Origin of the sequence: Streptococcus caledonicus (assembly GCF_042656225.1) — a bacterium.
Taxonomy (GTDB): Bacteria; Bacillota; Bacilli; order Lactobacillales; family Streptococcaceae; genus Streptococcus; species Streptococcus caledonicus.
On sequence record NZ_JBHSOJ010000015.1, the window covers coordinates 180,327 to 203,852 of the forward strand.

The 23,526-nt window shown below is 37.6% G+C and carries 27 protein-coding genes and 3 pseudogenes; 27 read left to right on the plus strand and 3 right to left on the minus strand.

Features of this window, described 5'->3' with window-relative positions; translation table 11 throughout:
* Positions 1–49 precede the first annotated feature (49 nt).
* The 13 genes from ACFPQ3_RS02685 to yidD all read left to right on the plus strand — a co-directional run bounded on the left by ACFPQ3_RS02685 (position 50) and on the right by yidD (position 9,138).
* Complete coding sequence (locus ACFPQ3_RS02685; RefSeq protein ID WP_156806487.1) at positions 50–1,396, plus strand: MATE family efflux transporter; 1,347 nt, start codon at positions 50–52, stop codon at positions 1,394–1,396.
* A gap of 452 nt (positions 1,397–1,848) precedes the next feature.
* Positions 1,849–2,091 carry a YneF family protein gene (locus ACFPQ3_RS02690; RefSeq protein ID WP_156806488.1) on the plus strand — a complete coding sequence of 81 codons (243 nt, stop codon included), beginning with the start codon at positions 1,849–1,851 and terminating at the stop codon, positions 2,089–2,091.
* 585 nt (positions 2,092–2,676) lie between these two features.
* The gene (racE, locus tag ACFPQ3_RS02695; RefSeq protein ID WP_156806489.1) at positions 2,677–3,471 is read left to right on the plus strand and encodes a glutamate racemase; all 795 of its coding nucleotides are present in this window, start codon (positions 2,677–2,679) and stop codon (positions 3,469–3,471) included.
* A 55-nt stretch (positions 3,472–3,526) separates the two neighbouring features.
* A complete protein-coding gene (locus ACFPQ3_RS02700) occupies positions 3,527–3,823 on the plus strand; it encodes a hypothetical protein (RefSeq protein WP_156806490.1) in 297 nt (98 codons plus the stop codon).
* 27 nt (positions 3,824–3,850) lie between these two features.
* On the plus strand, positions 3,851–4,843 hold the full coding sequence (locus ACFPQ3_RS02705; protein ID WP_156806491.1) for a nucleoside-triphosphate diphosphatase: 993 nt from the start codon (positions 3,851–3,853) through the stop codon (positions 4,841–4,843).
* Positions 4,825–5,346, plus strand: coding sequence for a YfcE family phosphodiesterase (locus tag ACFPQ3_RS02710; RefSeq protein WP_156806492.1), 522 nt, complete (start codon positions 4,825–4,827; stop codon positions 5,344–5,346). Before ACFPQ3_RS02705 ends, ACFPQ3_RS02710 begins: the two co-directional genes overlap by 19 nt.
* Positions 5,343–5,807 (plus strand): cyclic-di-AMP-binding protein CbpB, encoded by a 465-nt coding sequence (gene cbpB / locus ACFPQ3_RS02715; protein WP_156806493.1) that lies wholly within the window; start codon positions 5,343–5,345, stop codon positions 5,805–5,807. The genes ACFPQ3_RS02710 and cbpB overlap by 4 nt, the downstream gene beginning before the upstream one ends.
* The gene (gene xerD, locus ACFPQ3_RS02720) at positions 5,800–6,552 is read left to right on the plus strand and encodes a site-specific tyrosine recombinase XerD (protein ID WP_156806494.1); all 753 of its coding nucleotides are present in this window, start codon (positions 5,800–5,802) and stop codon (positions 6,550–6,552) included. The genes cbpB and xerD overlap by 8 nt, the downstream gene beginning before the upstream one ends.
* A complete protein-coding gene (locus ACFPQ3_RS02725) occupies positions 6,542–7,255 on the plus strand; it encodes a segregation/condensation protein A (RefSeq protein ID WP_156806495.1) in 714 nt (237 codons plus the stop codon). The genes xerD and ACFPQ3_RS02725 overlap by 11 nt, the downstream gene beginning before the upstream one ends.
* A complete protein-coding gene (locus ACFPQ3_RS02730; protein WP_156806496.1) occupies positions 7,248–7,481 on the plus strand; it encodes a phosphoribosylaminoimidazole carboxylase in 234 nt (77 codons plus the stop codon). Before ACFPQ3_RS02725 ends, ACFPQ3_RS02730 begins: the two co-directional genes overlap by 8 nt.
* Positions 7,478–8,038, plus strand: a complete 561-nt coding sequence (gene scpB / locus ACFPQ3_RS02735) for an SMC-Scp complex subunit ScpB (protein ID WP_156806497.1) — start codon at positions 7,478–7,480, stop codon at positions 8,036–8,038. Before ACFPQ3_RS02730 ends, scpB begins: the two co-directional genes overlap by 4 nt.
* 129 nt (positions 8,039–8,167) lie before the next feature.
* Complete coding sequence (locus tag ACFPQ3_RS02740; RefSeq protein ID WP_156806498.1) at positions 8,168–8,893, plus strand: pseudouridine synthase; 726 nt, start codon at positions 8,168–8,170, stop codon at positions 8,891–8,893.
* Positions 8,890–9,138, plus strand: coding sequence for a membrane protein insertion efficiency factor YidD (gene yidD, locus ACFPQ3_RS02745; RefSeq protein ID WP_156806499.1), 249 nt, complete (start codon positions 8,890–8,892; stop codon positions 9,136–9,138). Before ACFPQ3_RS02740 ends, yidD begins: the two co-directional genes overlap by 4 nt.
* Positions 9,139–9,617: 479 nt before the next feature.
* Here the strand turns inward: yidD and ACFPQ3_RS02750 are convergent, their stop codons facing one another.
* Entirely contained in the window at positions 9,618–10,700 is a 1,083-nt protein-coding gene (locus tag ACFPQ3_RS02750) for a DEAD/DEAH box helicase (RefSeq protein ID WP_156806500.1), read from the minus strand.
* A gap of 140 nt (positions 10,701–10,840) precedes the next feature.
* On the opposite strand from ACFPQ3_RS02750, the gene udk reads away from it, so the two are divergent.
* From udk to ACFPQ3_RS02790, 8 genes and pseudogenes are all read left to right on the plus strand, one after another.
* Positions 10,841–11,464: a uridine kinase gene (gene udk / locus ACFPQ3_RS02755; protein ID WP_156806501.1), complete on the plus strand. Its 624-nt coding sequence runs from the start codon at positions 10,841–10,843 to the stop codon at positions 11,462–11,464.
* A 78-nt stretch (positions 11,465–11,542) separates the two neighbouring features.
* Entirely contained in the window at positions 11,543–12,262 is a 720-nt protein-coding gene (locus ACFPQ3_RS02760; RefSeq protein WP_156806502.1) for a hypothetical protein, read from the plus strand.
* Between the two features lie 141 nt (positions 12,263–12,403).
* Positions 12,404–12,838: a peptide-methionine (R)-S-oxide reductase MsrB gene (gene msrB / locus ACFPQ3_RS02765; protein ID WP_156806503.1), complete on the plus strand. Its 435-nt coding sequence runs from the start codon at positions 12,404–12,406 to the stop codon at positions 12,836–12,838.
* 22 nt (positions 12,839–12,860) lie between these two features.
* Positions 12,861–13,217, plus strand: a pseudogene (locus ACFPQ3_RS02770) (DUF1304 domain-containing protein).
* 125 nt (positions 13,218–13,342) lie between these two features.
* Positions 13,343–14,722, plus strand: a complete 1,380-nt coding sequence (locus ACFPQ3_RS02775; RefSeq protein ID WP_156806504.1) for an oxaloacetate decarboxylase subunit alpha — start codon at positions 13,343–13,345, stop codon at positions 14,720–14,722.
* A gap of 9 nt (positions 14,723–14,731) precedes the next feature.
* Entirely contained in the window at positions 14,732–15,037 is a 306-nt protein-coding gene (locus tag ACFPQ3_RS02780; protein ID WP_156806505.1) for an OadG family protein, read from the plus strand.
* Positions 15,038–15,078: 41 nt separating this feature from the next.
* A complete protein-coding gene (locus ACFPQ3_RS02785; RefSeq protein ID WP_156806506.1) occupies positions 15,079–15,420 on the plus strand; it encodes a biotin/lipoyl-containing protein in 342 nt (113 codons plus the stop codon).
* A gap of 9 nt (positions 15,421–15,429) precedes the next feature.
* Positions 15,430–16,560: a sodium ion-translocating decarboxylase subunit beta gene (locus ACFPQ3_RS02790; RefSeq protein ID WP_156806507.1), complete on the plus strand. Its 1,131-nt coding sequence runs from the start codon at positions 15,430–15,432 to the stop codon at positions 16,558–16,560.
* A gap of 309 nt (positions 16,561–16,869) precedes the next feature.
* Here ACFPQ3_RS02790 and ACFPQ3_RS02795 read toward each other — a convergent pair.
* A pseudogene (locus ACFPQ3_RS02795) lies at positions 16,870–17,576 on the minus strand (IS3 family transposase); the annotation flags it as partial.
* A gap of 83 nt (positions 17,577–17,659) precedes the next feature.
* Between ACFPQ3_RS02795 and ACFPQ3_RS02800 the strand changes: the two are divergent.
* The 6 genes from ACFPQ3_RS02800 to ACFPQ3_RS02825 all read left to right on the plus strand — a co-directional run bounded on the left by ACFPQ3_RS02800 (position 17,660) and on the right by ACFPQ3_RS02825 (position 22,063).
* Positions 17,660–18,868 (plus strand): efflux RND transporter periplasmic adaptor subunit, encoded by a 1,209-nt coding sequence (locus ACFPQ3_RS02800; RefSeq protein ID WP_156806508.1) that lies wholly within the window; start codon positions 17,660–17,662, stop codon positions 18,866–18,868.
* A complete protein-coding gene (locus ACFPQ3_RS02805) occupies positions 18,858–19,568 on the plus strand; it encodes an ABC transporter ATP-binding protein (protein ID WP_156806509.1) in 711 nt (236 codons plus the stop codon). Before ACFPQ3_RS02800 ends, ACFPQ3_RS02805 begins: the two co-directional genes overlap by 11 nt.
* Positions 19,569–19,576: 8 nt before the next feature.
* A complete protein-coding gene (locus tag ACFPQ3_RS02810) occupies positions 19,577–20,803 on the plus strand; it encodes an ABC transporter permease (RefSeq protein ID WP_156806510.1) in 1,227 nt (408 codons plus the stop codon).
* Positions 20,796–21,410, plus strand: coding sequence for a TVP38/TMEM64 family protein (locus tag ACFPQ3_RS02815; RefSeq protein ID WP_156806511.1), 615 nt, complete (start codon positions 20,796–20,798; stop codon positions 21,408–21,410). The genes ACFPQ3_RS02810 and ACFPQ3_RS02815 overlap by 8 nt, the downstream gene beginning before the upstream one ends.
* 120 nt (positions 21,411–21,530) lie before the next feature.
* A complete protein-coding gene (gene rpsP / locus ACFPQ3_RS02820) occupies positions 21,531–21,803 on the plus strand; it encodes a 30S ribosomal protein S16 (RefSeq protein WP_027974556.1) in 273 nt (90 codons plus the stop codon).
* Between the two features lie 20 nt (positions 21,804–21,823).
* Complete coding sequence (locus ACFPQ3_RS02825) at positions 21,824–22,063, plus strand: KH domain-containing protein (RefSeq protein WP_156806512.1); 240 nt, start codon at positions 21,824–21,826, stop codon at positions 22,061–22,063.
* A gap of 416 nt (positions 22,064–22,479) precedes the next feature.
* Here the strand turns inward: ACFPQ3_RS02825 and ACFPQ3_RS02830 are convergent.
* A pseudogene (locus tag ACFPQ3_RS02830) lies at positions 22,480–23,387 on the minus strand (IS3 family transposase); the annotation flags it as partial.
* Between the last annotated feature and the right edge of the window lie 139 nt (positions 23,388–23,526).

The following is a 23,526-nucleotide window of genomic DNA, read 5'->3' on the forward strand; positions in this document are numbered from 1 at the left end:
GTCTAGGGAATGATTCTCTCGATAATTTAAGGTTTCTTTGAGTGATAAAATGAAAAATTCAGGTCTTGATTTAACAAAAGGTTCCGTTTTAAAGGTTATTTTAGCTTTTGCTTGGCCGATAATGGTATCTAATATTTTTCAACAATTGTATAATACGACCGATACAATGATTGTTGGAAATTTTTTAGGTGAAAATGCGTTAGCCGCAGTAGGGTCGACGGCTGCCGTTTTTGAATTAATTATTGGCTTTACTATAGGGATTACAAATGGTATGGGGATTGTAATTGCTCGCTATTTTGGTGCTAAAGATGATGTTATGCTAAAAAAATCTGTTGCTGCTTCGATTACAATAGGTTTTATGGTTGCTTTATTTTTCACGGTTTTGGGATGGATTGGATTGTATCCTCTTTTACAAATCTTAGGAACTCCAGATAATATAATCCACCAAGCCTATCATTATATTATCCTTATTTTATCTGGATTGCTTATTACTGTTTCTTATAATTTGGGGGCGGCCTTGCTAAGAGCGATTGGTGATAGTTTAACGGCACTGTATATTCTTGTTTTCTCTGCTGTTCTTAATATTGGATTGGACTGGCTTTTTGTTGGGCCTTTTCAAATGGGTATAAAGGGGGCAAGTATTGCGACATTGATTGCTCAGGCGCTATCAACGGTTCTTTGTTGGACTTATATCTATCAAAAACGTCAATTATTGATTCCTAAAAGAAATCATTTTCGAATTGATAAAAACTTGTATCGTGATATGTTAGGCCAAGGAATGTCAATGGGATTGATGTTTTCTATTGTTTCTATTGGAACAGTTATCCTACAAACGGCAATCAATGGTTTGGGAGTTTATATTATAGGTGCGCAAGTGACTGCTCGACGCATTCAAGCCTTCTTTATTATGCCAATGACAGCAACAGCATCAGCTATGGCAACTTTTGCGTCACAAAATTTTGGAGCACGTCAATACGAAAGGATTATAAAAGGAATAAAAAGGGCTTCTTTGGTTGTTGTGATTTGGGCGATATTTGCTTTCCTCTTCCTCGCTTTTGCTGGTAAAGGACTAACCATTTTAATTTCAGGTTCTAATCAAACAGAACTTCTTTCTGCTTCTCAGCTCTATATTCGTTTGACGACACCTTTTTACCCAATTCTAGGGTTGTTGTTTGTTTTACGGAATAGTTTGCAGGGACTTGGCTTCAAGAGATTACCTTTAATTTCTAGTTTTATTGAATTGTTTGGCAAAATTATTTTTGTAGTGTTTATTATTCCGAAACTTGGTTACCTAGGTGTGATTTTATGTGAGCCTCTCCTATGGGTGCCAATGGCGGCGCAGCTTTATATTGCTTACCGAAAGAAAAGAGAATATTTCAAGAGTTACAGGGCCTAGATACGGATGGATTATCACTAGGTGAAGTTAGGTTAAGGTCTTAGCTAGTTTTGCTACATTTCAGAGACGCAAGTGGCTCATATAAATGATTTTCAATGTTGCTTATTGAAACATTTTTAGAAATAGTTAGTACCTAGGAAGATAAAGATCGAAATATTACGCTAGGCATGAAGAAATTGTTGCTTTTAGATAATGTATTTTCGTAAAAGGGTGATTATTATGATGATAATCTGTTATCATTAATGATAAAAATGCAAGACTACTCATAATAACATGTAAACATCATAAAACAATCAAAATTGGATGTGGTTAGAAAATAGTGATATCTTAGTAAGTTTGTTATGCAATTTCTTCGTTCTTGTATTGTTTAGAGATGCTTTTTCTCGTTGTCATTTTACCTTAAAAATGCTATAATATGACAGTAAAAATATTTAGAGAGAATAGGAATCATTATGAATACATTTCTTTGGATTTTATTATTAGTAGTAGCTTTTGGAGGCGGTATGTTTGCAGGTGGTTATATCTTGCGCAAACAGGTTGAAAAAGAATTTTCTGAAAATCCACGTTTGGATGTTAATGTAGTCCGTGAGATGATGAGTCAAATGGGGCAAAAGCCGAGCGAGGCTAAAGTTCAACAAGCTTATCGCAATATCATTAAACATTCAAAAGCAGCAGCTAACAAAAAGAAAAAATAAGAGATAGGGAGTGGGAGTGGGATTCCCGTTCCTTTTCTTTGTAAATTTTTGTAGGCAAATTGATACTCATTCAAAATTAAAATTAGCATTTTGGAATCTCTAATGTCATTGGTGGATTAATGAACGTAGTAATGATAAAACGTTTCTTTCGCCATAGTGGTACTTTTATCAGTGAAATTTCCTTGTCGCTGAGAAATAAAAGAGCTCAGAGTTTTCTCGTGATAAGAACGGACTTTGGTAAGAACTACAGGAATTGAGAATCAATGTCGTAGTCGTTCTCTCGCTAGGATGATTAGGCAGAATGGATGCAGTCAAGTAGCCGACAAGTATGGTTAGGCTCAAATCTAGTAATGGCACTCAGAAGGAGGTTTTAATGCTAACTTCGTTAGCTTTATTTCCTACTTCAAAAGGTCCACCAGACCTTAATGATTGTGACGAACTCTGTTCGTCTTATTTCTCACCTTCAAAGGTCTCCTATACCTTGGCAGTGTCCTCACTTTTTTAGAAAGAAACAAAAAATAATTTTTGAATTTGAATTAGTATTAGGGGAAATGTATCTAATTGAAAAAATTAGGAAAAATAACTATGGATAATCGACCAATTGGTTTTTTAGACTCAGGTGTTGGTGGTTTGACGGTTGTTCGCGAACTGATGCGTCAATTGCCACACGAAGAAATTGTTTATATCGGAGATTCAGCACGTGCTCCTTATGGACCGAGGCCTGCTGATCAAATAAGGGAATATACTTGGGAACTGGTTCATTTTCTATTGACCCAAAATGTCAAAATGATTGTTTTTGCTTGTAATACCGCGACTGCTGTAGCTTGGGAAGAAGTTAAGAATGCCTTAGATATTCCTGTTCTTGGAGTGATTTTACCTGGTTCGAGTGCTGCTATTAAATCAACGACATCAGGAAAAATAGGAATCATTGGTACGCCAATGACAATTACCTCAGACATTTATAGAGAAAAGATTCATCAGTTATCACCACAAATGTCTGTGACAAGTCTTGCTTGTCCCAAATTTGTTCCCATTGTAGAATCAAATGAAGCCTCTTCGAGTCTTGCTAAGAAAATCGTCTACGAGACCTTAGAACCTTTAGTGGGGAAAATAGATACCCTAGTTTTGGGGTGCACACACTACCCGCTTTTACGGCCAATTATCCAAAATGTTATGGGAAATCAGGTGAAATTGATTGATAGCGGAGCAGAATGTATCCGTGATGTATCAGTTCTTCTTAATTATTTTCAACTCAATCACAGTCGAGAGGTTGCTATGGAGAGACATCGTTTTTTCACCACCGCTGGCGTGGCCACATTTAAAGAAATCGCTGAAAATTGGCTAGGGCAAGAAATTCATGTGGAGCATGTGAATTTATAATGAGACAACTCAACAAGTATTGGACAAAAACTGACTGGGTATATTGGAAAATGGGATGATTTTACTCATTTTACTTGTGTTGGAGATGATGATTTTAAAGAGCCTTCGTAGGCTTTATACTAGCTTGCTGGTGGCTCTGGAGATTTCGAAGTTTCAAGTCTATGTTGTCATCCAAGAATCTGATAGTGACTCTATCACTTTTATTGTTAATATGATTAAAGACAAAACAGAACGTTCATTAGCAGTAAAGAAGTGGCAAGGTGCAGTGTTAGTTGTGGAAGAAAATCTAATTAGTTACTTCTATTTGCCTAAAAATGGTATCAATGTTGAAAAATTTCTTGAATACAAATAAAAATAACAATATGGAGCACGTGGAGCAATGACAGAAAAAATTTATGAATATAAAGATGACAATAATTGGTTTATCGGAAAAGGTTCTTTCGCCAATATGTTTTCTAGTTTTGGAGAGAATGGGAGAGAACAGGATATTTCTCGGCTTGCTCATCAGTTGGATCAATTGATTTTTCCAAGGTATGAAGATGATTTTAATCAATGTGTAGCTATTGAGGTCATCAGACTACAATCAGATGTTCAGCTGATTCAGTTTGCCCTAGAGATTTTAAATGACCTAAATGACCGTCAATTTAGAGTAGCCCATCATAAAGGAACTGTTCTTATCATCGAAGGGGAAAAGCTTTACTCTGTTTATGTGTCAACAAATGGTGTGTCTTTGAAAGACTTCTTTGGTCAATCTGATACAGGCTTTGGGGATACGCTTTTAATAGCTACGAAAAACGAAGGAAAAACCAAAGAGTTTCGTCAATGCTTTGACAAGATGGGGATTAAGGTTGAAAATCTAAATGATTACCCAGATTTACCAGATGTTGAAGAGACTGGAACCACTTTTGAAGCTAATGCACGTTTGAAAGCAGAGACAATTGCTAAATTAACTGGTAAAATGGTCTTAGCTGACGATTCAGGCCTTAAGGTTGATGCGTTGGGTGGTTTACCAGGTGTTTGGTCAGCACGTTTTTCTGGACCAGATGCGACAGATGCAAAAAATAATGCAAAATTATTACATGAATTACAAATGGTTTTTAATCAAAGTGACAGAACTGCCCAATTTCATTGCTGTTTAGTTGTTGCAAGTCCTGATAAGGAGTCTTTGGTTGTTGAGGCTGAGTGGCCAGGCTATATTGGGATGCAAGCTCAAGGAGACAATGGCTTTGGTTACGACCCACTTTTCTTAGTTGGTGAAACTGGCCGTACCGCTGCCCAGCTTTCTTCTGATGAAAAAAATGAACAATCCCACCGCGGTTTAGCGGTCAAAAAACTCATGGAGGTCTTTCCAACATGGCTGAATACACATTAATTGTGATGAGCGATTCTCATGGCGACAGGCAAGTCGTCGAAAACATTAAGCATTACTATTTAGGAAAAGTTGATGCCATTTTCCATAATGGTGATTCTGAATTAGAGTCCAAGGATCCTATCTGGAATGGGATATCGGTGGTATGTGGAAATTGTGATTATGATTCTGGTTATGAAGAGAGTCGAGTGACGCATTTTTCAAATCTGACGATTGTACAGACACATGGTCACCTTTATCATATCAACTTTATGTGGGATCGTTTAGATTTATTTGCTCAAGAAGCAGGTGCTGATATTTGCTTATATGGACACTTACATAGAGCATCGGCCTGGCAGGAAGGTAAAATTGTTTTTATCAATCCTGGCTCTGTTCTACAACCGAGAGGCGAAGTATCTGAGAAACTTTATGCTAAAGTAACGGTGACAGATGATAAGATTGTTGTTGATTTTTATCGCCTTAACCACACGCTTTTTGAAGGATTATCAAAGGAATTTTCACGATGATTGCAAAAGAATTTGAAGTTTTTTTAAAGGGGCAGTTAGAGACTTATTTGACACCAGCAGAAGAAGTTGCCATTTTTGTGGACACCCACAATGCTGATCACGTTTTATTACTTCTTGCAAGCAATGGTTTTTCTCGTGTTCCTGTCATTACAAGGGATAAAAAATATGTGGGAACGATTTCTCTTTCAGATATTATGAGGTATCAGTCGGAGAACGGTCTGCAAGATTGGGAAATGGCTCAAACGGATATTGCTCACATGGCCAATAGCAAGATTTCTACAGTATCTATTGATGCTGATGTGACAGAAGTTCTCCATAAATTGGTGGACTTTCCATTCTTACCGGTTGTTGATGCCGAGCAAACTTTCGTCGGAATTATTACCCGAAAATCAATTTTAAAAGCTGTCAACAGCCTATTACATAATTTTACAAAGGATTACACGATTCATCCCAATGACTGATTTTGTCTCTTATATTTCTCTTTTTTTGTCGGAAAAAAAGCTGACGCAGAACTCTAGAAAATCCTATGCCTATGATTTGGAGCAATTCGTGGCACAGATTGGTGATCGGTTAGATGCTTATAGCTTGCGCCTATATCAAGAAAGCCTTAGCGAACTTAAACCATCAGCTCAAAAGCGTAAAATTTCGAGTGTTAATCAGTTTCTATACTACTTATATGACAAGGGACAAGTCGACTATTTTTACAAATTAAAAGCAGTAGAAAAAAAAGTCGTTCCATTACAAGAAGTATCTTTAATTGATTTAGAGTGCTTATACCGAAAAACGAAACATTTGTCTGGACAGCTCATTGCCTTACTTATATTAGAGCTTGGGTTACTACCAAGTGAAATAGCAGAACTTAAGGTTTCAAATATCAACAAAGAATTTCAGATTTTGACCGTTAAAAAGTCAGAAGCAGTTAGGATTTTACCCATTAATGATTGGTTGATGCCCTATTTGAATTGGAAGGACGGACAAGTTTATTTGTTTGAAAATAAAGGAAAAACCTATACGCGTCAATGGTTTTTTGTCACTTTATCTGCCTATTTGGATAGTCTTGACTTATCTGAATTAACGGCTCAAAAATTACGTGAACAACACATTTTGCGTCAACAAAAATCAGGAGTTGCTATTTTGGATTTAGCTAAAAAATTAGGACTAAAAAGCACAGCAACCTTAGAAAAATACTATAAAAATGGATATTAAATTAAAAGACTTTGAGGGACCTTTGGATCTTCTACTTCATCTGGTTTCTAAATATGAAATGGATATTTACGATGTTCCGATTGTAGAAGTCATCGAACAGTATTTAACCTATATTGAGACGCTTCAAGCGATGCGTCTAGAGGTAGCTGGTGAATACATGCTTATGGCAAGTCAATTGATGTTAATCAAAAGTCGTAAATTGCTCCCCAAAATTGTTGAAACAGAGCCAGAAGCAGATGATCCTGAGTTGGATTTGTTGAGTCAAATTGAGGAATATCGAAAATATAAACTTCTCGGTCAAGAATTAGCAGCCCAGCATGACTTGCGTGCTCAGCATTTTTCGAAGCCTAAACAAGAACTTATTTATGATGATGTGACGTTGAATCATGATCGAACGACTATAGATTTATTTTTGGCCTTCTCACAGATTATGGCTAAAAAACAAGCAGAAATTAGAAGTAGCCACACTACAATTTCACGTGATGATTATCGTATTGAAGATTTGATGATATTTGTGGAAAACCAATTGGCACAAAAAGGACGCCTTATGTTGTCAGAATTGTTTCATCAGGCAACAGACAGACAAGAAGTCATCACGATTTTTTTAGCCACATTAGAGCTTATCAAAGTACAAAAGGTTAAAGTATCTCAAGACGATAACTTTGGGGAGATTGTTTTAACAAAAGGGGAGTCTTATGATTAAAATTATTGTACATGCTTTTGCAGAACCTACGGAAGCTGTTGTGGAAGTTGTTTATGCTTCAACAGATGAGACAGCTATTTTAGAGAAAATGGCTACGCTTAAAAAACGGTATCCAAACGACTATTTAGCTACCTATGACTTACCTTTAGATACCGATTTGACGGTGTTACCACATTATCCTTCTGTTGCGATTTGTCCCGATGATTTTTCAGGAGGAACGTCATGAGCCATTTAGCTAATATTGAAGCTCTGCTTTTTGTAGCAGGTGAAGACGGGCTTAGCATGAGGCAGTTGACTGAGTTGACTCAGTTAACGACGTCAGCTTTATCCCAACAACTTGAAAAGTTAGCCGAAAGATATATCAATGATAATCAATCAGCCCTATGTCTTGTCGAAACAGGAAGAACTTATAAGTTGGTGACGAAAGAAAGACATGCAGAGCTCCTGCGCCTTTACTCAAGTACACCAATCAATCAGAGTCTCTCGCGTGCCAGTTTAGAAGTGCTTTCTATTATTGCTTATAAACAACCGATTACTCGTATAGAGGTCGATGAGATTCGTGGTGTTAATTCAAGTGGTGCTATCTCAAAATTACAAGCCTTTGACTTAATAAAAGAGGATGGTAAAAAAGAAGTATTGGGACGGCCAAATCTCTATGTAACAACCGATTATTTCTTAGATTATATTGGAATTAACCGATTAGAGGAGTTACCGGATGCTTCCTCTATCCAACTTCATAATGAAGAAGTCACTCTCTTTGACACAGATAGTGATATAGAGTAAGATGGATAGAATAAAGCAGATAATTGAATGTATATTGTGATAGACTTTGTTCAATCTCAAAGCAAGAAATAGCTATTACAGACGTGAGTTAGTAGAAAAGGAGGGAGGGGGATTCCTCTCAAATATAATATGCGTATTAATAAATATATTGCCCATGCTGGTGTTGCCAGTCGTCGTAAGGCGGAAGAATTAATTAAAGCTGGTCTTGTTACAATTAACGGAACAGTTGTCCGTGAGCTGGCAACTATGGTTAAAGCTGGTGATAAGGTTGAAGTAGAAGGAACACCTATCTACAATGAAGAAAAGGTCTATTACCTTCTATATAAGCCCAAAGGAGTTATTTCAAGTGTTAGTGATGACAAGGGGAGAAAAACAGTCCTTGATTTATTGCCACAGGTTAAGGAACGTATTTATCCTGTTGGTCGGCTGGACTGGGATACATCTGGTGTTTTGATTTTGACCAATGATGGTGATTTTACCGATAAGATGATTCACCCACGAAATGAGATTGATAAGGTTTATTTGGCGCGTGTTAAAGGCATAGCTACTAAGGAAAATCTTCGTCCGCTAACACGTGGTGTTGTGATTGATGGAAAGAAAACAAAGCCTGCGCGTTATCATATCATCAAGGTAGAGCCTGATAAAAATCGTTCGGTTGTTGAATTGACTATCCATGAAGGGCGCAATCATCAAGTTAAGAAAATGTTTGAATCCTGTGGGCTTCTTGTAGACAAACTCTCTCGAACACAATTTGGTACCTTGGATTTAACAGGTCTTCGTCCGGGTGAGGCTCGTCGTCTCAATAAGAAAGAAATTAGTCAGCTCTATAATGCTGCCATGACAAAATCAAAATGAAAAAATTCCTAATAATTCCAGTAAGATGGTATCAACGCTTCCTATCGCCTGTTTTTCCCCCTTCTTGTCGCTATAGTCCGACTTGCTCTAATTATATGATTGAAGCAATCGAAAAGCATGGCGTAAAAGGTGTTTTTATGGGCTTAGCTCGTATCCTAAGGTGCCATCCTTTTACAAAGGGAGGAGAGGATCCAGTACCGGATTTTTTTAGCCTCCGAAGACATAAGATGAAAAAAAGAGTTTGAGACAAAAAGACTTTTAGTTTAGAAAAATGATACTATTCAATCTTATTTTCTAATAAATTGTATATAAAAACGAACAAAGATGCTCTTTGATGTATAGGAGATAATCTTTGTTCGTTTTCGGTTTTATTGTTCAGAGTTCTGTCTCCGACTCTTTGTAGTTTGAAGAAAAAGTTCTTTTATAATACTTTCTTTTTCTTTCCTCGTTTATTATGCACATAAAAATCAAAATCTAAAAATGTGAATCTTATATAGTATGGTATGAAATGATCGGAGCGGCTCACACTACATTAGGATAAGTGATAGTAAAGAATTACGAAATAAAATCTAAATATTGTCTATAAGACTAGAATCTTGTCCATATTTTGATTTTAAATTGAGTAGAAAAGAAAATCAAATCTATTATAAAATCTCTATTTGAGTGTGGTAAATTCACGCTAGCTCATCTGTGGCATAGTGTTTACAAAGGAATCGGTAGCTTTTTATTTTCGATGTAGCTGTTGATTTTTGAGGTAGACTTCTGTTGCTTTTGCAAATTTTTTCAATTTTTTTAAGTCCTCAGGGTGAGTTACAAAGGTAATGACACTTCCTGTTTTTCCCATGCGTCCCGTACGCCCAGAACGGTGAGTATAGGCCTCTTTATCTCTCGGAACTTCAAAATTAATAACAATTTCAAGATTGTCAATATCAATACCACGAGCAACTAAATCAGTTCCAAGTAGTAAGGAGATATCGTGATTTTTGAATTTTTCTAAAATAACCTTACGGAATTTGACGTTCACATCACTGGCTAAGGAAATAGCAGAGCTTCCAGCGAATTGAAGGCGCTCTTCGGCTGCTCCTAAATCAGATAGGCTATTAAAGAAAACCAATCCTCGAAAATCTGGAATATTTGAAAACTTACGTAGTAGCTCTAAGCGGTCACGCTTATCAACTGGTATATAGAAGTGGCTAATGGTGTCTAATGTCTGATTAGAAAGGTCTAAAATTACAGTATTCTCTACCAAATGAGCAGTATCGACCTTATTTGTTGCAGAAATATAAACCATCTGATGGTCACGAGGAACATGAGTCGTGATATTTTTGACAAAATGGTATTGGCTATCACTTAGAAGTTCGTCAAACTCATCTAGGATGATAGTATTCACATTCATCATCTTGATTTTTTTGAGTTTAATCAACTCAAAAATTCGTCCGGGAGTTCCGATAAGGATTTCAGGACCTTTTTTGAGACGCTCAATTTGACGTTTTTGACTTGATCCTGATAAAAAAAGCTGAGCTGTTAAACCAATAGGTTCTGCCCATTCTTTAGTTACTTCAAAGATTTGTCCTGCCAATTCTGTATTGGGAGCTAGAATAAGGAGCTGTTGTGATTTTTTAGGTGCCAGCTTTTGAAGGGCTGGTAAGAGATAGGCCAAAGTTTTACCAGTACCTGTTGGACTGATGCCCAGAAGGTTTTCACCAGAAAAAATAGGTTCAAAAGCTTGTTCTTGAATAGGTGTAGGTTCTGAAAAGCCAAGTGAGTTGAACTTTTCTTGCCAAATAGTTGGGAAATTTTGATACATATTTTAGTCCTTTACAATTCTTCTTTTCCATTATAGCACGAAATATGGTAAAATAGTGAGAATGTAAATTTTAGAAATTGAGGAAAGGAAGGGCAGAGCAATTAGGAAGGTATCCGGTTAATTTCTCTGTGTCTATCACAATGCGTAAAAAACCTATTATAATTGGTGTCACTGGTGGTTCTGGTGGGGGTAAAACAAGTGTTTCACATGCTATTTTAGCGAATTTTCCAGATGAAAAAATTGCTATGATTGAACATGATTCTTATTACAAGAATCAAGATCATTTGACTTTTGAAGAACGTGTTAAAACTAATTATGATCACCCTCTGGCTTTTGATACTGACTTTATGATTGAACAGCTCAAAGAGCTTATTGCAGGGCGACCAGTTGATATCCCTGTGTATGATTATACACAACACACACGTAGTGATAAAACCTATCGTCAAGAACCGCAAGACGTTTTTATCATTGAAGGTATTCTCGTCATGGAAGACGAGCGTTTACGTGATTTAATGGACATCAAAATTTTTGTGGATACAGATGATGATATTAGGATTATCCGTCGTATCAAACGTGATATGGTTGAGCGTGGACGTAGCTTGGATAGCATTATTGAGCAATACACTAGCGTCGTTAAGCCAATGTATCACCAATTTATTGAGCCAACCAAGCGTTATGCCGATATCGTGATTCCAGAGGGAGTGACAAATGTTGTTGCTATTGATTTAATCAACACCAAAATTGCTAGTATTTTAGGAGAGTAAAGAAGTATTAGCAAATCAATTGTCAGAAAAACTACGAAATGGTAGAATAGAACGAGGAAGACGATTGGGAGAGATGGTGTGGATAATAAGAAAAAGCATGTTTTGTCGGCTATAGGGATTCTATCTTTAATATTAGCAATATTAGCTCTTTTTCATTATCATCATCTGCAAATTGAATCGCAACGAATTGTCATTGAAAAAAGAGTTAGTCAGACATCTAATAAACAACTATCTGATGTGGAAGAGGCTATTAAAAGACTTGAACATGATATGACTGATGAGAATATCACAGAGGCCCAAAAAGCTTTGGATCAATTAAAAGATAGTGATGCAAAGACAGGTCTTCAGAAACGTATTGATGTGGTAAGGGATTATTTGGCTACAAAGCAAGCAAATGAAAAGCTCAACAATCAAGCGGAAGAAGCAGTTAATCATCTTGAAAAAACGATTTTAGTTGAAAATCTTATTTCTGCTCAAGAAGCGGTTGATAAGATAACAGATAAGGAACTTCAAGAGAGGTTACAAGCACGTATCAATAAGGTCAGAGGCGGACTGGAAGCACGTTTACAAGAGCCTACACCTAGTGAAGCGACAACGGAAATCTTTATTCCACAAGATAATCAAAATAGTAGTGATAATTCTTCTGGGACACTAGGATTAGAAAATACTGACCATCAGGGATTGGAAACTAGCTATGCTAATTCTCCTCAGACAACTCCGGAGTCAGGTAATACGGATCCTAGTGTCAGTGAAACCTCATCACCGATTGTTGGGAATACAGAAAATGAGAATGAATAATCAAAAAGGTTGGGATGATTTGCTTATTCCGCCTTTTGTTTATGGTTAGTATTTTGTAATCAAAAATGCTTGTACCTTGACACTAAAAGTTAAAAAGTCTAGAATATAAATCATTTCATACAACTTATCTGAGGTGAAAAAATGACTGAAACACAAGAAGAATTACGTCAACGTATTGGCGATTTAGCTTATGAAATAACACAAAATGCAGGTACTGAGCGTGCTTTTACAGGCCAGTACGATGAGTTTTTTGAAAAAGGTATATATGTTGATGTGGTCAGTGGAGAACCACTGTTTTCTTCATTAGATAAATATAATTCAGGATGTGGTTGGCCTGCTTTTACTAAGCCGATTGAAAATCGAATGGTTACCAATCATGATGATCTTTCTTATAACATGCGCCGTATTGAGGTGCGGAGCCGTGGAGCTAACTCTCATCTTGGTCATGTCTTTAACGACGGACCGATGGAAAAAGGTGGTTTACGATATTGCATCAACTCAGCAGCTTTGCAATTTATTCCTTATGATGAATTAGAAGAAAAGGGTTATTGGGAGTATAAAAACTTATTTGAGTAGTTAAAAGACTATTGGAGGTCTTATGCCAATTTTTACAATCACTTTTGGGATTCTTGTTTCTAGAGAGTTTTTCTATATTTTTTATCTTGAGACACTTGCAACGAGCTCTCAATCCACATCACGTGTGTTCGAAATGTCTGAAGAAGAACTTGTACGTCCAATTGTCAACACGTTTTTTAAAAATTAAGGTGTCTATAATGGATTGATTGGCGTGTTAATTTTGGTAGTGCTTTTCATTTTTCCAAGCAAACAATGGCTGGCGCTTTTGATGATAGACATTGTTCTAGTAGTAATCTATGGGGGCTAACAAGCGATAAAAGCATTATCTTTAAAACAGGCTGGTTTTGCCATTTTTACTCTTATTTCAATGCTCTTTTAAGATGAGAATGAGGAATCGAGAATTCGGTTCTTTTCATTTTATTTTCAAAAAATGTAATCGTTTTCTTTTATTTGTGATATAATTAGAGATGACTTCAAATCAATGATAACTAGAAAGGAGTTTCTATGCGATCAGTTGAGATTACAGAAACTTTATTGCGGGATGCTCATCAGAGTTTGATGGCGACGCGTATGTCCATAGAGGATATGCTACCTATCTTGTCCTCATTAGACAAGGTAGGATACTATTCTTTGGAATGTTGGGGAGGTGCAACTTTTGATGCCTGCTTGCGTTTTTTAAATGAAGATCCTTGGGAAAGATTACGCACTCTAAAGAAACATCTTCCCAATACCAAACTTCAGATGTTGCTTAGAGGACAAAATCTCTTAGGGTACCGTCATTACTCAGATGATGTAGTGGATAAGTTTGTGGAGCTATCTGCTGAAAATGGGATTGATGTTTTTCGAATTTTTGATGCCCTCAATGACACCAGAAATTTACAGCGAGCTTTGGATGCTGTTAAACGAACTGGTAAAGAGGCTCAGCTCTGCATTTCTTATACAACTAGTCCGGTTCATACCGTTGACTATTATATAGAGTTGACCAAACAGATGGTGGCTATGGGAACAGATTCGATTTGTATCAAGGATATGGCAGGTGTGTTGACACCTAGGGATGCTAAAGCTCTAATTTCTGGAATGAAATTAGTAACAAATCTTCCAATTATCCTCCACACTCATGCGACTAGTGGTATTTCTGAGATGACTTACCACGCAGCTGTTGAAGCAGGTGTCGATCGCATTGACACTGCTCTATCGCCATTTTCAGGAGGAACTTCTCAACCTGCGACGGAGTCGCTTTATCTTGCACTTAAAGATGAGGGATATGATGTTTCTCTAGATGAAAAACTGATGGAAGAAATTGCTGTTTATATGAGGTCGGTTCGTCAGAAGTACCTCGATAATGGCACGATGAGTCCAACCCTTCTTTTTGCAGATCCTAGAACTTTAATTTATCAAGTTCCTGGTGGCATGCTATCAAATATGTTATCACAACTGAAGCAAGCTGGTGCTGAAAGTAAACTTGACCAAGTATTATCCGAAGTTCCAAAAGTTAGAAAAGATATGGGCTATCCGCCATTGGTTACTCCTATGAGCCAAATTGTAGGGACTCAGGCAGCTATGAATATTATACTTGGTGAGCGCTATAAGATGGTTTCAAAAGAGGTGAAACAGTACCTAATAGGAGAATATGGAAAATCTCCTGTTCCAGTTGATCCAGAGTTTGCTAAATCAATTATTGGGGATGCTGAGATTTATACAGGGCGTCCTGCAGATCGCTTAGAACCAGAGTTTGATAAACTCCGTGAGGAAATTGGTGAGTTGGCTAAATCTGACGAAGATGTACTGATTTATGCCCTTTTCCCAAATGTTGCCAAGGACTTTTTAACAAAAAAATACGCTCCTAACGACGAAGTGATTCGTGTGACAGGATATGTGCGATAAGGAGGAAAGATGACTTATTCACTGATTGATATTTTACAGGTAACGGTGGTTTCGATGGGACTGGTATTTATCTGCTTACTAGGAATCATGTTAATGATGCAGTTAACTAGTAAGATTTTAGGAAAACAAGCACCCATTGCGAAACAGTCTACTCAAGCAGTTCAGTTACCTGTGGCAGCAGTGCCAGCACAAACGGGTCTTGCTTTGGTAGAAGAAGATGAGCTGGCTAAGGTTGCTGTTTTGACAGCGCTAGCTTTTGCTTCTAAAAAGGAAAACGGTAAACGTTTTGAAGTGGCAAATGTTGTCAAGAAGTAAGTGGCTTTAAATGACATGTGGTAAAAGAAAGGATAATTTAGATGAAATATGAAGTAACGGTAAATGGTCAAATCTACGAGGTAACATTACGTGAGTTAGCGGAAGGAGAGACGGTAGCAACATCTAGTCCAGCTCCGAAGGCAGAACCTTCACCTGCACCAGTCGCTACAACTGGAGATGTCCTCAAGGCACCGATGGCAGGAACTGTTTTGGCCATTAAAGTGCAAGCAGGGCAAGCTGTTAAAAAAGGTGAGGTGGTTGCTATTTTGGAAGCGATGAAGATGGAGAATGAAATCCTCGCTCCAGCTGATGCAACAGTGTCTCAAGTATTGGTGACGCCAAATCAAGCGGTTGAATCAGACCAAGCGCTCTTAGCATTTTAGGAGGCGCCTATGTTAGAAGTAATCAATCAAATGATTGAAACCTCTGGATTTGCTAACATGACTTGGCAACACATGGTTATGATAGCTCTGGCTTTAGTCTTTCTCTATTTAGGAATAAAAAAAGAGTATGAACCTTATTTGATGGTTCCGATTGCTTTTGGTATTCTCTTGGTCAATCTACCACTTGGAGGTCTAATGGCCCATCCAGAAGGTGGTAATCCTGGAGGGCTCTTATACTACCTTTATCAAGGAACTCACCTTGGAATTTACCCTCCACTTATTTTCTTGTGTCTGGGCGCTTCAACAGATTTTGGACCGCTAATTGCAAACCCTAAAACCATTTTACTTGGTGGCGCAGCGCAACTTGGTATTTTTGCAGCATTCTTCTTCGCAATTGTACTTGGCATGACTCCCCAAGAAGCAGCTTCTGTAGGTATTATTGGTGGAGCTGATGGACCGACCGCTATTTATGTGACAACACGTTTGGCACCAGATTTACTTGCCACCATTGCCTTAGCAGCTTATTCTTATATGGCTTTGGTACCAATTATTCAGCCGCCGATTATTCGAGCTCTGACAACGGAAGAAGAACGTAAAACGAAGATGGTTCAAGCACGTCCGGTTTCACAAACGGAAAAAATTATCTTCCCAATCGTCGTTACGATTTTTGTTAGTCTGATGGTCCCTAGTGCGACAACTTTAGTAGGATGTCTAATGTTAGGTAACTTGGTTCGTGAGATTAAGATTGTTCCAAAGATTGTTGATAATTTACAAAATACGCTCATGTATTGTGTGACGATTATCCTTGGTTTAACAGTTGGTGCTAAGGCAAATGCAGAGCTATTTTTGTCTGTAACAACGTTGAAAATTATTGCTCTTGGACTGTTAGCCTTTTCTATTGGTACAGCCGGTGGTGTACTTTTCGGAAAAGTGATGTACCGATTGTCTGGTAAAAAAATCAATCCAATGATTGGTGCTGCGGGTGTTTCTGCGGTTCCAATGGCTGCGCGTGTGGTTCAAAAAGTTGGTCAAGAGGAAGATTCCAGTAATTTCCTTTTGATGCATGCCATGGGACCAAATGTGGCAGGCGTGATTGGCTCTGCCATTGCTGCGGGTGCACTTTTAGCCTTCTTTGGGTAAAGTAGTTGATACTAACCTGCCAAAAATATGCAAAATAGAGAGTCGGACAAAAATCGTTAAATCGTCAAAAAAGACGATTTCGATTTTGTCGTCCCACCTTCGCACAGTTGATTAGGATGGCCGTTAACGATTGCTTAGTACTAAAATAGTCCAGTGGACTATTTTAGGTGGACACTTGAAAATGAAAGAAGTGTCCAGTTACGGTCATCCAATCAACCACTGAGCCAATCTGTTATTACTATCAAAAAGAGAAGGTTGAGATATTTTTTGAACCGCTCCCTGTCAAGTGGACAATGAAATAATAAAAGATTAAGCAACGGCCTTGTCCCTCAATTCAAGAGGGGCAAGGCCGTTGTGCTTCTCTTGAAATCGTTCGTTATTGTAAAAATAGATATAGTCATCAATATCATAAACTAATTCCTCAAATGTCTTGTAAGCCTTCAAGTCATAACACTCCGTCTTAAAGTGACCAAAGAAACTCTCAATTGGTGCATTGTCAATGCATTTTCCAACTCGTGACATAGAGCGTGTCATCTGATAGCCTTTCTTAGGTTCTCCATGACAAGAGGATTGTCATTATGCTTACTGATATGGTAAGCCACGATAGAACCATCATAAAGGTCTTTAATAGCACTTAAATAAGCTTTACAACCTTGTCCATACGGTAAGAAAGTCACATCTGTACACCATTTTTGATTAGGGGCTTGAGCTGTGAACTCTCGATTGAGAAGATTCTCTTCGATAGTCACAAAACTAGTCTTCGTGCAATAGTCTCGAGAACGACGGATAATTGATGAGATACCAAGGATACGCATTAAGCGACGAATTCGCTTCTTGTTATAAGTTGTTCCCAGTTTCCGATTGATAGCTCGCGTCATTCGACGGTATCCTAAAATTCCCTTGCGTTTGGTATGGAGTTCCTTGATAGCTTTTAATAGTGTTCGATTTGTCTCCTCAGATTGTCCCAACCTCTTTTTCTTACAAAACTGTAAGTGTATTATCTTGTATTCATTGTATAATCAATACAGGTAAAACTTGACAAGTTATCTTTTAAAAGATATCATTGTATTACATAATAAATACATAAAAGGAAAATATGATGGCACGTAAAAAAGATAAAAAGAGATTTTTGAATAAAAAGACAATTGGAGGTGGTATAGCTGGACTAATTATCCTAGTTACAGGTGGTTATGCCTATATGGCTTCAACTGTGGGTAGTGGTTCCAAAGAACAAAAAACTTATCAAACCTCAATTGTCAATGAGGGAATGTTAGCTTCTTCAACACTTTTATCTGGAACTGTTAAAGCTCAATCTGAGCAATATGTGTATTTTGATCCTAGTAAGGGAACAAGCGCTTCAGTTACGGTTGCAGTCGGAGATAAGGTAGTAGCAGGTCAACAACTAGTCCAATATGACACAACAATTACGCAAGCATCTTATGATGAGGCTGTTCGTGGACTTAATAAAGTTGGTCGTGATATTAATCAATTAATGACATATGGTGTGCCACAAGCAACAACGGTGGTTGATGAAAAAACTGGAGAATTTACCACAGTCAACCCAACAGCTCAGGCTAATGCAGACTATCAAAATCAACTGCAAACCTTATATGAAGCTTATGCCTCTGCAGAGGCTCAGGTGGCTAAGGCCCAAACAGCTTTAAATGAAACGGCTTTACTCAGTGATGTCGAAGGAACCGTTGTTGAAATTGATAACAATATTGATCCATCATCTAAAGAAAGTCAAGTTCTAGTACATGTGACTAGTGAAGGGAAATTACAAGTTGAAGGTAGTTTAACTGAATATGACTTAGCTAATATTAAGGTGGGTCAAACAGTCAAAATGAAATCTAAAGTCTATCCAGACAAAGAATGGGCTGGTAAAATTACTTATATTTCAAACTATCCTACTCAAAACGTTAGTTCCACAAGTACAGCAGGCAACACATCATCTGGAGCTAGTTACGCCTATAAAGCAGAAATTACGAGTGATATTGCTGAACTTAAACAAGGTTTTTCGGTATCAGTTGAGGTTGTTAATGACCAGAAAAGTTTATTAGTACCCTTAACTGCTGTCGTTGTAGATGGCGATAAATCCTATGTATGGATTTTGAATGATAAAAGTAAAAAAGTTTCAAAAGTAGAAGTTGCGGTTGGAAATGCTGATGCAGTTTCTCAAGAGATAGCATCGGGGGTAACAGCAGGGCAAACTATTGTTGTAAATCCTGACAGTTCTTTAAAACCCAATCAAAAATTAGAGAACATAAAAACCTTCGAAGAAACTGAGGTGACTTCTAGTGACAAGTAATCAAAAAGAATTGATGTCTTTGTCTGGTATTACCAAGTCTTATCGTAATGGTGAGGAAGAGCTACAAGTTTTAAAAGAAATTGATTTGACTGTTTATGAGGGTGAATTTGTAGCTATTATGGGACCATCTGGTTCTGGTAAATCAACACTTATGAATATCATCGGTCTTCTTGACCGTCCAACTTCTGGAACCTATCATTTATCAGGGACAGCAGTTGAGGAGTTAGGCGAGAAAAGGTTAGCTCAGGTTAGAAATGATGAAATTGGTTTTGTCTTTCAACAATTCTTTCTCTTATCAAAACTAACAGCTCAAGAAAATGTTGAATTGCCGTTAATTTATGCCGGTGTAGGTGCTAATAAACGTCGCGAATTGGCACAAGCTTTTCTGGAAAAAGTAGAATTGAGTGAACGTCGCAAACATTTACCATCTGAACTTTCGGGTGGACAAAAACAGCGTGTGGCGATTGCTAGAGCCTTGGTCAATAGTCCATCCATCATCTTAGCGGATGAACCTACAGGAGCACTTGATACGAGGACTGGAAAGCAGATAATGGATCTTTTAACACAGCTGAATCGTGAAGGCAAAACTATCATTATGGTTACTCACGAGCCTGAAATTGCTGATTATGCTACACGAAAAATAGTCATTCGTGATGGTGAAATTACTGCAGACACTACTGAAAGTGTTAGAATAGATTAGGAGGAGTTATGGAAAATTGGAAATTTGCAATTAGCTCTGTCCTTAGCCATAAAATGCGGTCCATTTTAACCATGTTAGGAATTATTATCGGTGTTGCTGCTGTTGTTATTATCATGGGGCTTGGAAATGCAATGAAAACCAGTGTGACTGACAGTTTTACAGGTGATAAAAAGATCGTTCAGCTCTATTATCAACCCAAAGGGGAAGAGGAAAACCCATATGCTGCCTTTTATGGTGGTACTACAATGGCTAATACTCCGATTAAAGATGAATGGTTACAGGAGATTGTTGATAATATTCATGGTATTTCGGCCTATTATACAACGAATAATACAGGTGGCAGTATCTATTATGGGAAGAAGACGATAAAGAATGCTCAGGTAACTGGTGTAAGCGCTGATTATTTTAAAATCAAGGAATATGATATTATTGCAGGACGTGCCTTCAAAGAAACTGACTATCAAAACTTTTCTCGCATTATCATGTTGGATACAGTGATGGCTGATGAATTGTTTGGTAAGGGAAAATACAATAATGCTTTGAACAAAGTTGTTAATCTAGACAATAAAGATTACTTGGTTGTAGGAGTTTTTAAAACTGATGTCAATGTAGTAGGAATGTATGGACTTACAGGATTAGCAGTTATGACTAATACTCAAGTTGCCTATGAATTTGGTGCTCCTGAAAATGATATGATTTATTTTCATGTTAATGATGTGACACTTAGTCAAGAGTTAGGAAAAAAAGCTGGTGCTTACTTAACACGTCTTTCTCAGGTTAAGGATGGTGAATACACTGTTGCGGATACTACGGAGATTCTTAACGAAATTAATACACAATTTGGTATTATGACAACAGTTATTGGGTCTATTGCTGGAATTTCATTATTGGTAGGTGGCATTGGGGTGATGAATATTATGTTGGTCTCTGTTACTGAAAGGACTCGAGAAATTGGTCTTCGTAAGGCTCTGGGTGCAACACGTGGAAAAATTCTTACTCAATTCTTGATTGAGGCAGTTGTCTTGACTGTTTTAGGAGGTTTTATCGGACTTTGTCTGGCTTATTTAGCTGTAGGTGCTATGGGAAATGCTTTGCAATTACCAAATGCTTCTGTGTCACTTGATGTTGCGGGAGTTGCAATAGCTTTCTCTGCTGCAATTGGTATTATTTTTGGATTGTTACCTGCCAATAAAGCAAGTAAATTAGATCCAATTGAGGCTCTACGTTATGAGTAAAGAAATTGATCCAAAGCGTTACTATCGCTATCAGAAAATTTTTAAGATTATTGGTATTATAGCGGTTGTTCTATCGGTTGTGTTAGTTGGCTATCTTGTCAGAGGTTTGAAGATTTTTGAAAACCCAGATGCACTTGCGAATCTGATAAAAGATCACATGATTATTGGTAGTCTTTGCTTTTTTCTGATTCAAGTGATTCAAGTTGTTGTACCTATTATTCCAGGAGGTGTGACAACAGTTATTGGATTTATGGCATTTGACTTTTGGTGGGGACTATTTCTGAACTATATCAGCTTATCGCTAGGCTCCATCATTTTATTTTGTTTAGTCAAAGAATACGGCCGTCCCTTTATTTTGTTGTTTGTTAATGAGAAACATCTATTGAAGTATGAGAAACATCTCAGTTCAAAAACTTACGAACGATTTTTCATCTTAAATATGTTATCGCCTATGGCACCAGCAGACATTATGGTAATGGTAACTGGTCTATCTAGTATGCCTTACTACAAATTTCTTAGAATTATTCTGATATGTAAACCAATTTCCATTGTAACTTATAGTTATTTTTGGATTTATGGTGGACAGTGGCTAGAAAAAATATTTTAAAAATTTTAAGAGGTGTCAAGTTTTTTTCTTGACATCTCTTTTTTATGTGATATACTAGTTAGAGTAAGTTAGTAGCTCTGCTATTGACCATAATAAAAAAGAAAAGAGACTTTATATAAAATGGCAGTAAAAATCCGTTTAACTCGTATGGGTTCTAAGAAAAAACCTTTCTACCGTATTAATGTTGCAGATTCACGTGCACCCCGTGATGGTCGTTTCATCGAAACTGTTGGTACTTACAATCCACTTGTTGAAGAAAACCAAATCACAGTTAAAGAAGACCGTGTTCTTGACTGGTTGGCTAAAGGTGCACAACCATCTGATACAGTTCGTAACATCCTTTCAAAAGCTGGTGTTATGAAGAAATTCCACGAACAAAAATTTTCAAAATAATAAGTGAGTGACAAGAGCCTATGGATACCATCGAAAACCTCATTATCGCTATTGTGAAACCTTTGATTTCACAACCAGATAATTTAACTATTAAAATTGAAGATACTCCAGAATTTTTGGAATATCATCTAAGTTTAGACCCACAAGATATTGGGCGTGTTATTGGTAAAAAAGGACGTACGATTACAGCGATTAGAGCTATTGTTTATTCGGTGCCAACCTCAGGCAAGAAAGTCCGCTTAGTTATTGATGAAAAGTAAAAAGGGAGTAGCAGAAGTCATGATATCGAAGTCTTTACTCCCCTTCGATATTTTATTTCTAAGCTCAGGATGAAGGTGTCCACTGGACAGTTTCACTTCCACATCCGCACATCTCCAAGTGTCTCCGAAATGTTTGGAGGTTGGAAATGAGACGAACAATGTTCATCTCATTTATATAGGATAGCAGCTAATGATCTCGTGGTACTAAAATAGTCAGGTGGACTATTTTAGGTTTGAGCTTGAAAACGAACGAGCGAGAATAATCCAGTGGATATTTTAGGTGGACACTTGAAAATAAAGAAGTGTCTAGTTGCAGATTTCCAATCAACCATTGCGTCTATCTGTTATTACTATCAACAAGAGAAGGTTGAGATATGAACTGCTCCCTGTCAAGTGGACAATGAAATAATAAGAGATTAAGCAACGGCCTTGTCCCTCAATTCAAGAGGGGCAAGGCCGTTGTGCTTCTCTTGAAATCGTTCGTTATTGTAAAAATAGATATAGTCATCAATATCATAAACTAATTCCTCAAATGTCTTGTAAGCCTTCAAGTCATAACACTCCGTCTTAAAATGACCAAAGAAACTCTCAATTGGCGCATTGTCAATGCATTTACCAACTCGTGACATAGAGCGTGTCATCTGATATTGGGGCGTTACCATCCGGTATTCCCGTGAAGTGGATTGACTTCCTCTGTCGCTGTGGATGATTGGTGTGGCATCTGGATTAGCTTCCATAGCCTTTCTTAGGTTCTCCATGACAAGTGGATTGTCATTATGCTTACTGAATAGAACCATCATATAGGTCTTTAATAGCACTTAAATAAGCTTTACAACCTCGTCCATACGGTAAGAAAGTCACATCTGTACACCATTTTTGATTAGGGGCTTGAGCTGTGAACTCTCGATTGAGAAAATTCTCTTCGATAGTCACAAAACTAGTCTTCGTGCAATAGCCTCGAGAATGACGGATAATTGATGAGATACCAAGGATACGCATTAAGCGACGAATTCGCTTCTTATTATAAGTTGTTCCAAGTTTCCGATTGACAGCTCGCGTCATTCGACGGTAGCCTAAAATTCCCTTGCGTTTGGTATGGAGTTCCTTGATGGCTTTTAATAGTGTTCGATTTGTCTCCTCAGATGTAGTCTCTTTGTGATTAAGCCACTTATAATAACCTGATCGCACTCCAAGTCATTGGCATAACTGGCTAATAGAGGCTCCACTACGCTTATCGGAAAATCTTTAATAGCTTGAAATTCTTCTCTAAGTAACGTCCGAGTCTTACCGTCGGTTTCTGCGTCTGATTTCTTCTAACTTTTTGGCGCTAGCCGTTCGAAGCAAAGCAAGTTACGGATAGCCTTGCAAGGCTTGTCCAAGCGTTAGGAACAGGGTGACGACACGATTGGCAACAAGCAACTGCAAGCAGTCCTACCTCCATCTCTAAATAGCAGTTGCGCTCT

Excerpts from the sequence above, each read along its gene's own strand:
- ACFPQ3_RS02685 (WP_156806487.1), top strand. The coding sequence starts at position 50 with ATGAAAAATTCAGGTCTTGATTTAACAAAAGGTTCCGTTTTAAAGGTT.
- ACFPQ3_RS02690 (WP_156806488.1), top strand. The coding sequence starts at position 1,849 with ATGAATACATTTCTTTGGATTTTATTATTAGTAGTAGCTTTTGGAGGC.
- racE (WP_156806489.1), top strand. The coding sequence starts at position 2,677 with ATGGATAATCGACCAATTGGTTTTTTAGACTCAGGTGTTGGTGGTTTG.
- ACFPQ3_RS02700 (WP_156806490.1), top strand. The coding sequence starts at position 3,527 with ATGATTTTACTCATTTTACTTGTGTTGGAGATGATGATTTTAAAGAGC.
- ACFPQ3_RS02705 (WP_156806491.1), top strand. The coding sequence starts at position 3,851 with ATGACAGAAAAAATTTATGAATATAAAGATGACAATAATTGGTTTATC.
- ACFPQ3_RS02710 (WP_156806492.1), top strand. The coding sequence starts at position 4,825 with ATGGCTGAATACACATTAATTGTGATGAGCGATTCTCATGGCGACAGG.
- cbpB (WP_156806493.1), top strand. The coding sequence starts at position 5,343 with ATGATTGCAAAAGAATTTGAAGTTTTTTTAAAGGGGCAGTTAGAGACT.
- xerD (WP_156806494.1), top strand. The coding sequence starts at position 5,800 with ATGACTGATTTTGTCTCTTATATTTCTCTTTTTTTGTCGGAAAAAAAG.
- ACFPQ3_RS02725 (WP_156806495.1), top strand. The coding sequence starts at position 6,542 with ATGGATATTAAATTAAAAGACTTTGAGGGACCTTTGGATCTTCTACTT.
- ACFPQ3_RS02730 (WP_156806496.1), top strand. The coding sequence starts at position 7,248 with ATGATTAAAATTATTGTACATGCTTTTGCAGAACCTACGGAAGCTGTT.
- scpB (WP_156806497.1), top strand. The coding sequence starts at position 7,478 with ATGAGCCATTTAGCTAATATTGAAGCTCTGCTTTTTGTAGCAGGTGAA.
- ACFPQ3_RS02740 (WP_156806498.1), top strand. The coding sequence starts at position 8,168 with ATGCGTATTAATAAATATATTGCCCATGCTGGTGTTGCCAGTCGTCGT.
- yidD (WP_156806499.1), top strand. The coding sequence starts at position 8,890 with ATGAAAAAATTCCTAATAATTCCAGTAAGATGGTATCAACGCTTCCTA.
- ACFPQ3_RS02750 (WP_156806500.1), bottom strand. The coding sequence starts at position 10,700 with ATGTATCAAAATTTCCCAACTATTTGGCAAGAAAAGTTCAACTCACTT.
- udk (WP_156806501.1), top strand. The coding sequence starts at position 10,841 with ATGCGTAAAAAACCTATTATAATTGGTGTCACTGGTGGTTCTGGTGGG.
- msrB (WP_156806503.1), top strand. The coding sequence starts at position 12,404 with ATGACTGAAACACAAGAAGAATTACGTCAACGTATTGGCGATTTAGCT.
- ACFPQ3_RS02775 (WP_156806504.1), top strand. The coding sequence starts at position 13,343 with ATGCGATCAGTTGAGATTACAGAAACTTTATTGCGGGATGCTCATCAG.
- ACFPQ3_RS02780 (WP_156806505.1), top strand. The coding sequence starts at position 14,732 with ATGACTTATTCACTGATTGATATTTTACAGGTAACGGTGGTTTCGATG.
- ACFPQ3_RS02785 (WP_156806506.1), top strand. The coding sequence starts at position 15,079 with ATGAAATATGAAGTAACGGTAAATGGTCAAATCTACGAGGTAACATTA.
- ACFPQ3_RS02790 (WP_156806507.1), top strand. The coding sequence starts at position 15,430 with ATGTTAGAAGTAATCAATCAAATGATTGAAACCTCTGGATTTGCTAAC.
- ACFPQ3_RS02800 (WP_156806508.1), top strand. The coding sequence starts at position 17,660 with ATGGCACGTAAAAAAGATAAAAAGAGATTTTTGAATAAAAAGACAATT.
- ACFPQ3_RS02810 (WP_156806510.1), top strand. The coding sequence starts at position 19,577 with ATGGAAAATTGGAAATTTGCAATTAGCTCTGTCCTTAGCCATAAAATG.
- ACFPQ3_RS02815 (WP_156806511.1), top strand. The coding sequence starts at position 20,796 with ATGAGTAAAGAAATTGATCCAAAGCGTTACTATCGCTATCAGAAAATT.
- rpsP (WP_027974556.1), top strand. The coding sequence starts at position 21,531 with ATGGCAGTAAAAATCCGTTTAACTCGTATGGGTTCTAAGAAAAAACCT.
- ACFPQ3_RS02825 (WP_156806512.1), top strand. The coding sequence starts at position 21,824 with ATGGATACCATCGAAAACCTCATTATCGCTATTGTGAAACCTTTGATT.